The sequence below is a fragment of the Bacillus sp. D7-8 genome (assembly GCF_052055895.1).
Taxonomy (GTDB): domain Bacteria; phylum Bacillota; class Bacilli; order Bacillales; family Bacillaceae; genus Bacillus; species Bacillus velezensis.
In genome coordinates, this window is the sequence record NZ_CP179922.1 from 1,406,192 (window position 1) to 1,421,914 (window position 15,723).

The following is a 15,723-nucleotide window of genomic DNA, read 5'->3' on the forward strand; positions in this document are numbered from 1 at the left end:
AAGATTTTTATGAAAGAAGCCCGTCATATTAGAAAAAAAGTACTTTCTGACATAGAAAGCGGCATCATTTCTTTGGAAGAAGGAGTAAAGCGGATACAGCAGCTTGGTTCTCATTCCGCAGGGGGTAACGGACAGGCGATATATTATCAGACGGTCTGGCAGCGGACAGATCTCAGCATTCATGTAAAAGGCGGCAGACATGAGGGCAGCCTTTTATTATTTGATAAAAATGAAGATGTGAGTAAAGAACTTGCTGCATTGCATGATACAAGGATTATTTTGGTTAAGCCGGGGAAAGAGTTTCGAAAAACCGGGGACGGTGTATTTGAAATCGACCCCCGCTCTGAAAGAGATTACATAAACCTGTTAGGATGGCTTATAGAAGAAGAGAAGTCAGATATACGGGAAGCGGTGCATTTATGGTCAGACATGCCGTTTGAAAAGACAGAGAGAGCGATTCGTGAACAATGCGACAGCGGAGTCTATTCTTTGTTTTTACTACAACAGGCGCTCTTCAAAAATAACTGCCGCAAACCGATCAAGCTGTTATATGGATATTTTTCGCATCTTTCTGGAGAACAGCCTCTTTACGCGGCGGCAAGCGGATTTTTGCGGACATTGCAGCTGGAAAATCCGTTAATCTCAGCAAAAAGCATTGAGATGGAGCAGTCAATAGCAGCTGTTCACGCAGCTGATATCATACGCAATGAGCTGAGTGATTTCCAGCCTTCAGATGTAGAGATTCGTTATAAAGACATGCAGCGTTATGTCAAACAGCTCAAAACGTATGAACCCGAAAAAAATTCCGGAAGCGGAGATGTGCCGCTGAGAGAAAATGGAGTATATATTATCGCAGGGGGCGCGGGCGGATTAGGATTTACCTTTGCAGAATATTTGGCTTTTCAAACAAAATGCTGCCTTGTTTTAACGGGGAGATCTCCGCTTTCAGATCATATAAGAAAACAGCTGAGACGATTAGAGGATGCCGGTTCTTCAGCTGTTTATGTTCAGGCTGATATTACCAATAAGGAAGAAGCCGAATATGTAGTCAAAAAAGCCAAAACTTCTTATGGAAAAGTAAACGGGGTCATTCAGGGCGCGGGAATCATCCGTGACTCTTTCCTTCTTAACAAGTCACGAGAGGAATTCGATCAGGTAATCAGACCGAAAGTATTGGGTACGATGTGGCTGAATGATGCTGTTGAGAAAGAAAATCCTGACTTTTTCATTTGCTTCTCCTCTACTTCCGCAGTGTTGGGAAATGTCGGGCAATCTGATTACGCGTTCGGAAACAGTTATATGGATCATTTCATGAATATGCGTTCTGTCCAGGATTCTGATACGATTTCTCTCTCTCTGAACTGGCCGCTGTGGAAAGAAGTCGGCATGCAAGTGGATGAGCGCACGGTAGAGACAATGAAAAAGGCGGGTTTTTATCCTTTAGAAAAAGAGGAAGGTAAAGAAGCGTTTGCTGTTGCATTGTCCTCCGGTTTTTCGCAATTTACTGTATTTTACGGAGATGAGCAAATTGACAATCATGTTCAGCAATTATATGAACGAAAAGACAATATTCAGGCAGATGAAGGAACAGGGAGAAATATCGAATCATTTGATTCAGAGAAACTGAAAGCTGAAACATCTGATTTCATCATAAAAGTGATTGCTGCTGAATTCAGGATGCCTGCGGACAAAATAGATGCAGAAGAGGCATTGGAAAAATACGGACTTGATTCCGTTATGATTATCAATATGACGAATGAGCTTGAAAAACATTTCGGCGCGCTCTCAAAAACGCTGTTATTCGAATATCAGACTGCGGCAGAATTGTCACAGTATTTCGTTGAGGAGCACAGGGATACTCTTCTTCATAAACTCCGGTTAGGAGAAAACGGGAGTAGCACCCCATCACAGAAGAAAAAAGATCATGAACAGACAGCCGATGTTAACGGGAAACAGAAAATCCAGATGAAAAATCAGGTGCAGCAGGAGAAGTATCATGACAATGATATCGCGATTATCGGTATCAGCGGACGTTACCCGATGGCAAATGATCTTGATACTCTGTGGGAAAACTTATTGAACGGTAAAGACTGTATAACTGAGATACCTGAGGATCGGTGGGATTCGGGGCTGCACTATCAGCCTGCGGCGGGCGACGAAGTAAAAAACCAAAGCAAATGGGGGGGATTTATTGACGATGTGTATCATTTTGATCCGTTGTTCTTTAATATTTCTCCTGCCGAAGCTGAATTAATTGATCCGCAGGAGAGACTGTTTTTAGAGACGGTTTGGCACACCATAGAAGATGCGGGGTACGCAAAGAAAACGCTTGAACGAAAAAACGTCGGTGTTTTTGCAGGGGTTATGTACGGCCAATATCAGCTGTACAGCGTTGGTCACGAAGCGGCCGTTTCTTCCTCATATGCATCAATCGCCAACCGGGTATCCTACTTCTTTAATTTCAGCGGGCCAAGTATTGCTTTGGACACGATGTGTTCCTCATCATTAACGGCTGTTCATTTTGCTTGTGAAAGTTTAATCAGGAATGAATGTGAAATTGCAATTGCAGGAGGCGTCAATTTATCCATTCATCCTCATAAATATGAACTCCTGACTCAAGGCGGATTTTTATCCAGTGATGGCCGGTGCAGAAGCTTCGGTTCCGGAGGAGACGGCTATGTGCCGGGAGAAGGGACAGGTGCCGTGCTGCTGAAACCTGTAAAAAAGGCTATTGCGGACGGTGATCAGATTTATTCAGTTATTAAGGCAACAGCCATCAACCACGGTGCTAAGACGAATGGATATACCGTGCCGAATCCCAAAGCTCAAAGTGAGGTCATTACGAGAGCCTTAAAAAAAGGATTTATTGATCCAAAAAGCATCAGCTATATAGAAGCTCACGGAACAGGCACCGCGTTAGGAGATCCGATTGAAATCACCGGTCTGACCAGAGCATTTTCAGATGCCGAACGCGATAAGAAAACATGCGCGATCGGATCGATTAAATCAAATATCGGACATCTTGAGGCTGCTGCAGGCATAGCGGGCATTACGAAAGTTATTCTTCAAATGAAACATAAAACGATTGTTCCGTCACTGACTCATTCTGCTGAATTGAATGAAAATATACCGTTTCAAAAAACACCTTTTTATGTACCGGACAGTGCCGAAAAATGGGAGTCATCCGTTCCCAGGCGTGCCGGAATCAGTTCTTTCGGGGCAGGAGGAGCTAATGCCCATGTTATTTTAGAAGAATTTGCGGATGAAGCTATCTCTCCTCTCGCGGCTGAAGAACCTGAACAGCTTTTATTTGTTTTTTCTGCAAAAAATGCCGACAGGCTGGCAGAATATGCAAAACGTGCAAAAGAACATATAGCAGCCAGAGATTATTCATTAGAAACACTTAGAAATACAGCATTTACTTTACAAACCGGCAGAGAAGAAATGCCGCACAGATTGGCTGTTATCGCCTCCACAAGAGATGAATTGCTTAAAAGGCTGACAGACTATATTCTCGGAAACGCGACGAATCATATTTTTACAAGCGGCAAAGACACAACAGAAGCTCAAAGGATGAATAAAGCTGAAATTGAAGAAGCAGCCGCAAACAGGGATCTTGTGAAGATTGCTGAATACTGGGTTGGCGGTAACGGGGTTGATTGGCCGTCACTTTATAAAGATGCCACTCTGAGACGGGTATCAGCACCCGGATATCCATTTGCCAAAGAGCTGTGCAGAATAGATGCGCAAAATATGGGAAGCCGCCGGATGAACGTTAATAACGATCTGCATCCTTACATTTCATGCAATATATCTGATTTTAAAGCACAGAAGTTTCTTATCAATGTAAGCGATACCGGTTTGTATATAAAAACAAAGTATCAAGACAGGGAAATGTTTCCGTTTCTCAGCCAGATTGAAATGGCGAGAGCTGCCGGAGCGATGGCTTCAGGGAATCCGATTATTAAATTAACAGAGCTCTCCTTTAGAGAACCGATGTTACAAAGCGGAAGCAATGAGCAGATCCGGATTGTATTAACCCCGGATAATCAGGGTGCATCGTATTCTATAGAAAAACAGAGCGACTCATCCATTTATTCCTCAGGGCGGCTCGAATTAGAAGGCGGGGCGTACGAGAACGGAAATATTCATCTTGAGCCGTTTCTGTCTCAGCGCGCAGACCGCATACCGCACGAAGCGTTTTATCAGCGGCTTGCCGAATTCGGATACAGCTGCAGTGACAGTCTGAAAGCGGCAGAGCACTGCGTCAGCAGGAACGGACAGGTACTTTTAAAAATAAAAGCAAAGGCCGGGCCGAAAGGGTGCATAATCAAACCGGAAGTTATTGAGAGCGTATATCAAGCCGTCATATACCTTGCGGGGGAAAATGCCGGAGAGCTCCCGGAAAACATTAAAGAATGTACGATTTTTGATCATGAGACTGAACCCGTTTATGTATATGCAGAACAAACTGGAGAAAGCGATTCGGCTTATGATGTGTATGTATTAGACAATGCCGGCGGGATTTTGATGGAACTGAGCGGGCTGGTTTTTGGCGAAAAGCCTAATAAAAATGTACGTTTTTATGAGCATAAGTGGAATCAAAAAAACCCTCTGATTGAAATCAAAGATAGGGAGCCAAAAACAATTCTGGTCTTTGCAAAAGATGAAGTATTGGCTGGAGCTCTGAAAAATCAATCAAACAGCCGTGTCATTCTCGTCACGCCGGATCAGCGGCAGATCGATCAGGACCTGCTGACATTCTATGTAAACCCGGAAGTGACGTCAGATTACATTCGTTTATTCGAAGAATTAGAGAAAAAGGGGTTTTCTCCTGATGTCATCTTGCACACGGGAGAAACATTTTACGCGGGTGACCACCTCCTTAGCGGCCTGGAATCAATTTTTTATTTATTAAAAGCCCTGAGCGCCCGCAGTGACGCCTCTCTTTATCTTCATTCTTTGCTTCTTGTTCACTCTTTTAAAGAAGGCGTGAATGATCCGTATACGGGCGCTCTTGCAGGCTGTTTAAAAACGGCGAATATGTTGGTGCCATCCGCAGAGAATGTGAAGTCAATCGGTTTTTCAGAACGTATATCAATTGAAAAAATGGCTGAGTTTTGTCTTAACGAAATGGTTTCAGGCATGGAACGGCAGGCGGAAGAAGTTAAATATATAAATGACAAGAGGTATGTTAAGACATTAAAGGACTATGTATTCAATCATACAGAGCACTCTCATCAGCTGAAACAGGAAGGGATTTACCTCATAACGGGCGGTTTGGGCGGTCTGGGCCTGATTTTCGCAAAATATTTAGCCTCTCAATATCAAGCAAAATTAGTATTGACGGGAAGGTCACCGTTAACAGCTGATAAACGCCATAACATTGACCGGCTGCAGGCGCTTGGAGGAGATGCGGTATATTATCAAGCTGATGCCGCAGATCAAAAGACGATGGGACGGGTCATAGAAGAAACGAAACGGACTTGGGGCTCTATTCAAGGCGTTATCCATTCAGCTGGTCATGCCGATGATCGGTTATTTACAGAGATGAATCTGGCTGATTTTTCAGATGGCATGACTGCTAAAATTGAAGGCACGGTATGTTTAGATGAATTAACGAAAGATGAGCCGCTTGATTTCTTTATCGTATTTTCTTCTATTTCTTCGGTCTTCGGAGATTTTGGACAGGTTAACTATGCGTTGGGCAATTATTTTCAAGATCAATATATAAATTGGAGATCCGAACAGAGCCGCCGGCAAGAGAGACAAGGCAAGAGCATTTCGATTAACTGGCCGTTGTGGCGTAAAGGCGGAATGCATTTAAACAAAGAAGCTGAAGAAGCATATCTTTCCGCATCCGGGTTTGATTATTTGGAAACGGAAGAAGGGATAGCGGCTTTTGAGACGATTTTGGCAAGTGACTGCCCGCAAATTTCGGTTGTTACCGGGGATGCCGAAACGACACCAGCAAGAAAAGATCTGCCGCATCAAAAAGTAAATACGCTTCCGGTTCGTCAAGAGGAAATTTCTTATACAGCACCGGCTTATACAGACAATGTCCTGGAAGAACTGAAGCAAATGGTATCGGAATTATTGAAAATTAACATTGAACAGCTGGATACGGCAGAGAATTTCGGCAATCTCGGCTTTGATTCTATCAGTTTGAAAACATTAGCTGTCCGACTGAATAAAAAATACAAACTAAAGCTGACACCTGCCGTTTTCTTTACTTACAGCCATATTAAGTCTCTTTCAGAATTTCTGAACAGTGAACTGCGTACTGTTGCAAAAGGGAATACAGATGCAGAAAAAAACATTTCTGAAAAAAGGAAAGTAGTGCACGCTGGGAAAACCACCGGGAAAACCGTGAAGCCGCCGCGAAGTTTTCCGTTTGAAAAAAAGACAACAAGACAGGCTGACCATCATCCGGAGAAGCAGCCAGTTGCCATTATCGGGATGAGTTGTGTTTTTCCGGGAGCAAAAAATGCAGATGAGTTTTGGCTCAATTTAATCAATGAAAAAGATTTGATTCAGGAAATTCCCCCGGATCGCTGGGATTGGAAAAAATACGCCGAAGGCAAAGGAAGCAGCGAAGTACATTCGAAATGGGGCGGCTTTATCACAGATGCCGATAAATTCGATGAGGCGTTTTTCAATATTAATCCGCGGGAAGCAGAACTCATGGATCCTCAGCACAGAATTTATTTGCAGGAAACCTGGAAAGCGATAGAAGATGCGGGTTACAAAGCTTCAAAGCTGTCTGGCAAAAATATCGGGGTGTTTACGGGCATTCAATTTAATGATTACCGCCAGCTGCTGATGAGGCATTCGGACGGGGCGCATGCGTTTGCGGGAACCGGAAACAGCCAGGCGCTCATCAGCAATCGTGTATCCCACTATTTTAATTTCAGAGGTCCGAGTGAGTCCATTGATACAGCCTGCTCAAGCAGTCTTGTAGCAATCCACAGAGCTGTGCGCTCGATTCAAAATGGTGAAAGTGAGCTGGCGGTAGCAGGCGGGGTTTCGTTGCTTTTAGATCCAGTCACGCATATGTATACTGATAAACTCGGTATTTTGTCTAGAGACGGCCGGTGTAAGACGTTTGATAAACTTGCCGACGGTTATGTCCGCGGTGAAGGTGCAGCTGTTCTGTTATTGAAACCATTGCAAGCGGCAATGAATGACAGAGACAATATTTACGGAGTTCTGAGAGGAACCGGAGAAAATCACGGAGGAAGATCTGCTTCATTGACCGCTCCGAACCCGGAAGCTCAGGCAGAACTGTTAACGTCTGTTTACAAAAATGCCGATATTCCTGTTGATACGATATCTTACATTGAAGCACACGGAACCGGGACAGAACTGGGAGATCCGATTGAGATTGAAGGCTTGAAAAAAGCGTTTGGATCTTTTGAGCCGCGTTCAGGAAAGAATCATGATCAATATTGCGGCATCGGTTCAGTAAAAACGAATATCGGTCATTTAGAGCCCGCCTCTGGAATGCCGGGGCTGATTAAAGTATTACTATCCATGAAGTATAAAACACTGCCTGCCACACTACATGTCAAGGAACTGAACCCTTACATTCAATTAAGCGGAACACCGTTTCATATTGTCAATAAAACTATGAAGTGGGCCACATTAAAAGATCGAAAAGGAAATGAAATTCCGCGCCGTGCCGGAGTCAGTTCCTTTGGATTCGGCGGGGCAAATGCTCATGTCATCGTGGAAGAATTTGAATACGGACAAGATAAAGCAGTAACTGGCGAGCGGGAACAAATCATTGTTCTATCGGCCAAAACAAAGGAAAGACTGATGGTTAAAGCCAAAGAGTTAACAACGTTTTTACATGAAGAACTATCAGTTCAATTCAGTCAGCAAGAGGTGCAGGAACGTGATTTGCAAGAGGCGGTTCGGGAAGCGGCAGCGGGTATCCTGCGTTTAGATACCGCAGATATAGATGCAAAGACACCTCTATCGGAATTCGGATTTGATCCGTTGGCTTATTCCGAATTAATCTCTTTTATAAACCAAATGTACGGCACAGAAATATCACTTGACATATTTCAGGAATTAAAGACACTGAGCGAGCTGTGCCGCTATATCAGCAGCATCCGGAATCGATCAGCTGATAAACCGTATAACAGCAATTTTAGAGAAAAGTCCGGATTCGGTCTTGAAGAAATAGCATATACGCTGCAAACCGGAAGGGAACCATTTGAATGCCGCCTTGCGATCACTTGCTCGAATACAGGTGATCTTCTTGAAAAATTAAACGGTTACATTCAGGGGAGCAGGCTGCAAGGTGTTTATGAAGGAAATGTAACGGATTTTGATAGTCTGTACGCTCCTTTATTCGGCGGCCCCGAAGGTCATGCATATGTTCAATCACTGATTCAGCAAAACAAGCCGGCCAAACTGGCTCAGTTGTGGACGATCGGTTGTGAAATCAGCTGGGAAGACTTGTATGAGGAGGAACTCAAACCGGTTAAACTGTCTCTTCCTCTTTATCCTTTCAGCAAGAACAGACATTGGATTCATTTAAATAAAGATGAAGCGCAGAAGGCTGAGGCTTTCTCGAACACTGAGCTTCACAACTCAAATAAAGATACAGCAGATGGAGAAATCATGTCGCTTCTTGAAAAAGCACAAACAGGTGAGATGAATACGAAAGAGACGTCAGAGCTGATAGAGGAGTTGCTTTTCCATGAATGAAAAAACGATGCAAATTGAGCAAATCGTGAAAAAGGTGAAAGAATGCAGCCTGACGCCTGAAGAAGGGCTGGAATTAATTAAGAGCTTGGGGAAAACCCATCTATATGAAATGGTATGGGATAGACATGAATTTAAAGGCAGTAAAAAATTCCCGCATACGAAAGAGCCAATTTTATTTTTTTGCGAAGACGACAGCATGTATACCGTAATGAAGAGACAGCTTGAAGGTTATGAGGCGCCTTTCATTTACGTGACTTCCGGCGAGCGTTTCGAAGATTGCCGGAACGGTCGTTTTACAATGAACTTTACAAAAGGTGAGGATTATGATGCGTTATGCGGGGTTCTGCGTTCTCAAAATATAAGACCCCGCCATATTATTCATTTTTTGGCTGCCGGGCTCTTCAAAAATACAGAAGATGCAATGAGAAAGCAGCTCAATAAAAGTCTGTATTCCTTGTTTCAAATGTTTCAGGCCTTCATGGCGAACAAACTTTGTCCGAAAGCAGAAATTTTGTATCTGTATGAAAATGCCGAGGGTGAGGTTCAGCCGATTTATAACGCGGTTGAAAGTTTTCTTAAGACCGTACAGGCCGAAAATCCGAATTTCACATGTAAGGCTGCAGAGCTGAAATCAATGTTTGACGAGCCGTTTACAAAGCAGCATATTGCAGATGTCATCTCTTTTGAATGGAACAATCAATGTAAGACGGACTGCTTTACCTGTTATGAGCCGAGGCATTATTATAAAAGGCAGCTTCAAAGAGTAAAAAAAGAAGATGGGGAGAAACATAGTTTCAGTGTAAAAAAGAACGGTGTGTATTTAATTACGGGAGGAGCCGGCGGTCTCGGGTATCTGTTTGCTGAATATCTGGCGAAACAGGCAGAAGTCAAGCTGATATTAACCGGGCGTTCCCCGGCCTCCCGTGAAACGGCGCAAAAATTAAGCGCTCTTGAAAATCTCGGCGCTGAAGCCTTATATGTCCCGGCAGATATTTCAAAGGAAAAAGAGACGGACGCTTTGATTAAGTACATTAAGCAGACATTCGGAGAATTAAACGGAATTTTGCACAGTGCCGGACTTGTTAAGGATGCATTTATCATAAAAAAAACGAAAGAAAGCATAGAAGAAGTTATAGCGCCTAAAGTATTCGGAACCGTTTGGCTGGATAAAGCAGCTGAAGAAGAGCCTCTAGATTTCTTCGTTATGTTTTCATCCCTTTCGGCCGTTCTGCCTAATGCGGGTCAAAGCGACTACGCCTTCGCTAACGGATGTATGGACGGATTCACCCAGTATCGAAGCATGAAAGGACGTCCCGGGAAAACACTTTCTATTAATTGGCCGTTATGGGATGCGGGCAATATGACAGTCGGGCCGGGAGAGCTGCAGGCTTTAAGACATGCAGGGCTGGAACTTTTATCCGCCCAAGCAGGACTTGCCGCTTTTCAGGACAGTATGAGCCGCTCTGCTTCTCAGCTGGCTGTTATCAGCGGAGACAAAGATAGAATAAGTGAATTACTCTCAACTGACCATAAAAAGATAGAGACTGTGCCTGAAAACAACAGTAACCTGCCGCAATTACATGAAAAAGATCTGAAAAAGCAAACGGTCCGTCTTTTGACAGAGATCGTCGGAGCGGAAACGGGAAGACCGGCGGACAGTATTTTACCCGAGGATACGTTTGACCGTTACGGAATTGATTCTCTAACGATTTTAGGTCTTAACTCCCGTCTGGAAAAATATTTTGGAAGAGTGTCTAAGACTCTTTTCTTTGAATACAGCAGTGTTGAAGAGCTGTCAGAGTATTTTCTTGAACACTATCAGCATGAGTTGCAGAAGGCATTTTTACCGGCAGCCGAACAGCGAATTGATCATTCGGCGCCGGCGAAACGGGAGAAGCTTTCCGTTTCCCGCATACCATCCGCACCTTCCGAGGAAGATATTGCAATTATCGGTATAGCCGGCCGCTACCCGATGGCGAAAGATGTGGAACAGTTTTGGGAAAATATTTCTTCCGGAAAAGATTGTATAACGGAAATACCGAAAGAGCGCTGGGATTTTCGGAAATATTATCACACAGGTGACAATGCCCGTCATGACAGCAAATGGGGAGGTTTTATAAAAGACGCTGATAAATTCGATCCGCTGTTCTTCTCAATTTCGCCTCGTGATGCCGAGTTAATTGATCCTCAGGAACGGTTATTTTTAGAGACGGCATGGCACACGTTTGAAGATGCGGGTTACACAAAGAAAAAGTTGAAACGGCATAAGACAGGTGTATTTGTCGGTGTCACCTACAGCCACTATCAGTTATTTGCAGCCGGTGCTTCAGATGATGAGGAACGTCAGGCGCTCTTGTCTTCTTATTCGTCTATCGCAAACCGGGTGTCATATTTCTTTGACCTGCACGGGCCCAGCCTTGCAATTGATACAATGTGTTCTTCTTCACTTTCTGCTGTTCATTTTGCATGTGAAAGTTTAAAAAGGGGAGAATCCACCCTTGCTATTGCCGGAGGCGTGAATTTATCTTTACACCCGGATAAATATACTTTACTTTCACAAAATCATTTTGTTTCAAGCGATGGGCGCTGCAGAAGCTTTGGAGCGGGAGGAGACGGATATGTGCCGGGAGAAGGAGTCGGGGCCGTTCTTTTGAAATCGCTTTCTGCCGCGAAGGCTGACGGGGACAGGATTTACGGTGTGATTAAGGGAACATCTGTAAATCACGGCGGAAAAACAAACGGATACACTGTGCCAAATCCGGGCGAGCAGGCAAACGTCATCAGTGAAACTCTTGATAAGGCGGGGATTGATGCAGACAGCATAAGTTATATTGAAGCGCATGGCACGGGGACATCTTTGGGAGACCCGATTGAAATTTCAGGTTTAACCAAAGCTTTGCACAGCTCGAAAAGCGATTATCGTTGTGCAATTGGTTCGGTTAAGTCAAATATCGGACATCTAGAGGCTGCGGCGGGAATTGCTTCTATCACAAAAGTGCTGATGCAAATGAAATATAAACAGCTTGCTCCTTCCCTTCATTCCGGTAACTTAAATCCTAATATTGATTTTGAGGAAACACCGTTTTACGTGCAGTCTGAACTGACCGATTGGGAGACGCCGCAAAATCAAGCCAGAAGGTCAGGCATCAGTTCTTTCGGCGCTGGAGGATCTAATGCCCACATTATCATCGAAGAGTATAAGAATGAAGAAAAGATGGAAACGGTAAAGAGCAACAAGACGCAAATTATTCTGCTTTCTGCCAAAAATGAAGAACGGCTCAGACTCTTGATTGATGCATATATAAATGAACTGGGGCCAAACACGTCACTAGCTGATGCTGCGTACACTTCGCAGACCGGGAGAAACGCTATGGAAGAGCGGCTCGCTGTTGAGGTTAGCAGCATTGACGATCTTCGCAATAAGCTGACGATGTATTTGCGGTCAGATCATAAGTTAAACGGTTTATATAGGGGAAAGGCCCGCCGAGACGCTGGTCAAAAGGATGCCCTGTCAGCCGCCCGCTTTAAAAGTGCAAGAGAAATGGCCATTCACTGGGTGAACGGAGGAGACGTTCAATGGGAAGAGATGTACACTGCGGAATTACCGAAGCTTGTCTCTCTTCCTGCATATCCTTTTGAACGGAACAGATATTGGGTGCCTGCCGCAAAAGCTGCACAGAAACAGAAAAAAACAGGCGTACCGCAGAGTTTGCCACACGCACCGACTGACTTACCATTTGATGTATATAAAAAATCGTGGAAAAAACAAAAGGCTGCGCCCTCCGCTTTTACGAAAGGACAGGTGATGATCCTGGCTAATAGTGAAAGTGAGCGGCTTGCATTCGAATTGTTTGATTCAGATCCTCTGATTGAATCCGCTGTCATTTGCGCAGATAACTGGGATCATTCGGATGGGGAAGCCAAAAAAACGGCTCTAGCGGTCATAGAAGAAAATCCGGAAATCATCGGCATGATTGACCTGTCAGATTTGCGGAGTGATCAAAACGGGGCACGCACCGGCACAATCGGGAAGCTGACACTGCTGCAGGAAATCATAAAGACACGTAAACAGCTTTTCGTTTTACATGTGACCAGAGGGCTGCAGACATTTCTGAATGACAAGCCGTCGTTAGCCGGAGCCGAAACAGCCGGACTATATAAAATGCTGAGTGCGGAGTATCAAAAGATAAAATCAAAAACAATAGATGTAGACGGTCATGTCGGGACTGCGGCGGAATTGAGACAGGTAATCACAGATGAAGCTTACGCTGACGGGCTGTATAGTGAAATCTGCTACCGGAACGGTGAACGTTATATTCCATACGTCGAGAAATTACATGCAGCGGAAATAAACCGGAAACTATCCGGTCTGCCAGTATGCCGTACGGATCAAACCCTGGTTATTACAGGGGGAACAAGAGGGATCGGAGCAGAACTTGCCAGACATTATGCCGGCAAGGGAGTCAAAAAACTTGTGTTGATGGGAGTAACCGACCTTCCGGAATCTGATAAAATAGCCGGCATGTTAAAAGACACCGATGAAAAGTCACCTCTTTATTCGAAATTACAACTGCTGCATGAGTTGGATCAAAAGGGAGTTCAGGTGGAAGTGTATTCCGGGCCGCTCACGGAAAAAGAAACATTACATCGCTTCTTTTCAGAGGTGAGACTGAAGTTCGGCAAAATCGGCGGAGTGATTCATTGCGCTGGTGCAGCCAATCATTCGAATCCGGCTTTTATTCATAAATCTGATCAAGAAATAAGAGAAGTATTTGAGCCAAAGGTACAGGGGATGCAGGTACTCCATGACATTTTTATTGATGACAAACTTGATTTCTTCATTTTGTTTTCATCTGTTGCGAGCGCCTTTCCTTTATTAGGCGCCGGAACAAGTGACTATGCCGCGGCGAACGCTTTTATGGATTACTTTGCGGCGTATCAGCATGCAGCCGGCAGAACATATTATCAATCAATTAACTGGCCGAGCTGGAAGGACATTGGGATGGGCGAGGTGACAAGTCCATCATATCAGGCACTTGGTTTACTTTCACACTCAACAGAAACAGGTATTGCCATGCTGGATGAAATGATGACGATAAACGGATACCCCTGCCTTATACCGGCAAAGACACATCCGGAGAAATTCAAGCTGCAGCAGCTGCTTCAGACAAGAATTCAAGCTGCTAAAAATAACCCGGATGCTGAGGAAAAAGTGATTTCTGGTCAGGGAGACAATGAAGCTATAATCAGGAAGTTAATGGAGATTTTTTCCGCGGAGCTGAAAATACCTTGCGGGAATTTAGATCAGGATACGTCTTTTGCGGATTACGGAGTTGATTCAATCTTACTGGTTCAGCTTGTCAAAAAAGCGGAAGATGCATTTCAAATAAAAATTGAACCATCAGCTTTTCTGGAGTATCCGAGTTTTTCACAACTGGGCGTTTATTTAAACGAATTATTTGCAAGTGAGGGGATCAGTCCTCAAATTGATTCAGAAAACATTGAGGTTCGGAAAAAAGAGCAACATATAAATCAAAATGCTTCCGAAGTACGGGACAGCGGATCTCAAATACAACAAACCAGTCTGAACCAGATCGCTATTATCGGAATGGGCTGTGAGTTTCCGGATGCTCCGGACACAGAAACGTTCTGGACAAACTTGAAGAAAGGACAAAATAGTGTCCGCGAAGTCCCGGCGTCGCGATGGGATATTTCTTCATACTACTCTGACACCTATGAAAAGGGAAAAAGTATTAGTAAGTGGGGCGGATTTCTTCAAGATATTGAGTCTTTCGATCCCGCGTTTTTTAATATGAACAAAAGTGAGGCATCAGAGCTTGATCCGTTAATCAAAAAATGCCTTGAGGTCAGCGTCCAGACATTGAGAGACGGCGGCTATACAAAAGAAGAAGTATCAAACAAAGAAGTCGGCGTCTTCATCGGTTCGCGGACCGGGACGTTTATGTCCAAAATAGGTTCCCCTTCAAAAAATACGATCGTGGGTATAGGACAAAATTTCATAGGCGCGCATATCTCACACTTTTTTAATCTGAAAGGACCGAATCTGGTTGTAGACACGGCTTGTTCTTCTTCAGTGGTCAGCGTCCATCTCGCTTGTCAAAGCCTGATGTCAAAAGAGTCAGATATGGCGATTGCGGGCGGAGTTGACATTTTGCTGGATCAAAAGCCTTACGTCATGCTGAGTGAGGCTCGGGCGCTTTCACCTGAAGGAAAATGTCATACATTTGATGAGAAGGCAGATGGCTTTGTACCGGGAGAGGGATGCGGCGCAGTCCTTTTGAAAAGACTTGATGACGCCCTTGCCGAAGGTGACAGAATTTACGCGGTAATTGACTCATCCGCGGTTAATAATGACGGACAGACAATGGGAATGACAACACCTAATCCGAAAGCGCAAAGCGCAGTGATAAAAAAAGCCCTGAAAAAAGGCGGAATTGATGCAGATACTCTCAGTTATGTCGAGACGCATGGCACCGGTACGATGATAGGAGATCCGATTGAATTAAAAGCGCTGACAGAAGTGTTCCGGGAGGTTACGGAAGAAACGCAATTTTGCGGAGTAGGCAGCGTAAAAACGAATTTCGGACATTTAATGAGCGCAGCAGGGATAGCGAGTATTATAAAGGTTGCCTTATCCATAAAAAATCAGATGCTCCCGCCGACATTACATTGTAAAACGCCAAATCCGCGTTTTAAATTTGATCAGTCGCCATTCTTTCCGAACACGTCTTTAAAAGAATGGCGTCCCAGAAAAGGGGTTTTGAGAGCCGGAATCAGTTCTTTTGGATTCGGGGGCACGAACGCACATATGATATTGAGCGACAGCCATCTCACATTAGGATATGGAGAGACAAAAAGACACCCGCTTTCTCCGGTTATATTCAATAAGGAACAATGCTGGATCGACAATGGAGAAACTCCAGAAAAGGAAGAGTCAGAATTGCTGATTCCTTTACTTGATTTCAAAGAATTATAAAGAAAAGA

2 protein-coding genes are annotated in these 15,723 nt (G+C 44.2%); both read left to right on the top strand.

What is annotated here, in order from left to right:
- Positions 1–9 precede the first annotated feature (9 nt).
- On the top strand, positions 10–8,718 hold the full coding sequence (locus ACKTRM_RS07310) for a type I polyketide synthase (RefSeq protein ID WP_012117468.1): 8,709 nt from the start codon (positions 10–12) through the stop codon (positions 8,716–8,718).
- Entirely contained in the window at positions 8,711–15,715 is a 7,005-nt protein-coding gene (locus tag ACKTRM_RS07315) for an SDR family NAD(P)-dependent oxidoreductase (protein WP_012117469.1), read from the top strand. The genes ACKTRM_RS07310 and ACKTRM_RS07315 overlap by 8 nt, the downstream gene beginning before the upstream one ends.
- Positions 15,716–15,723: the final 8 nt, after the last annotated feature.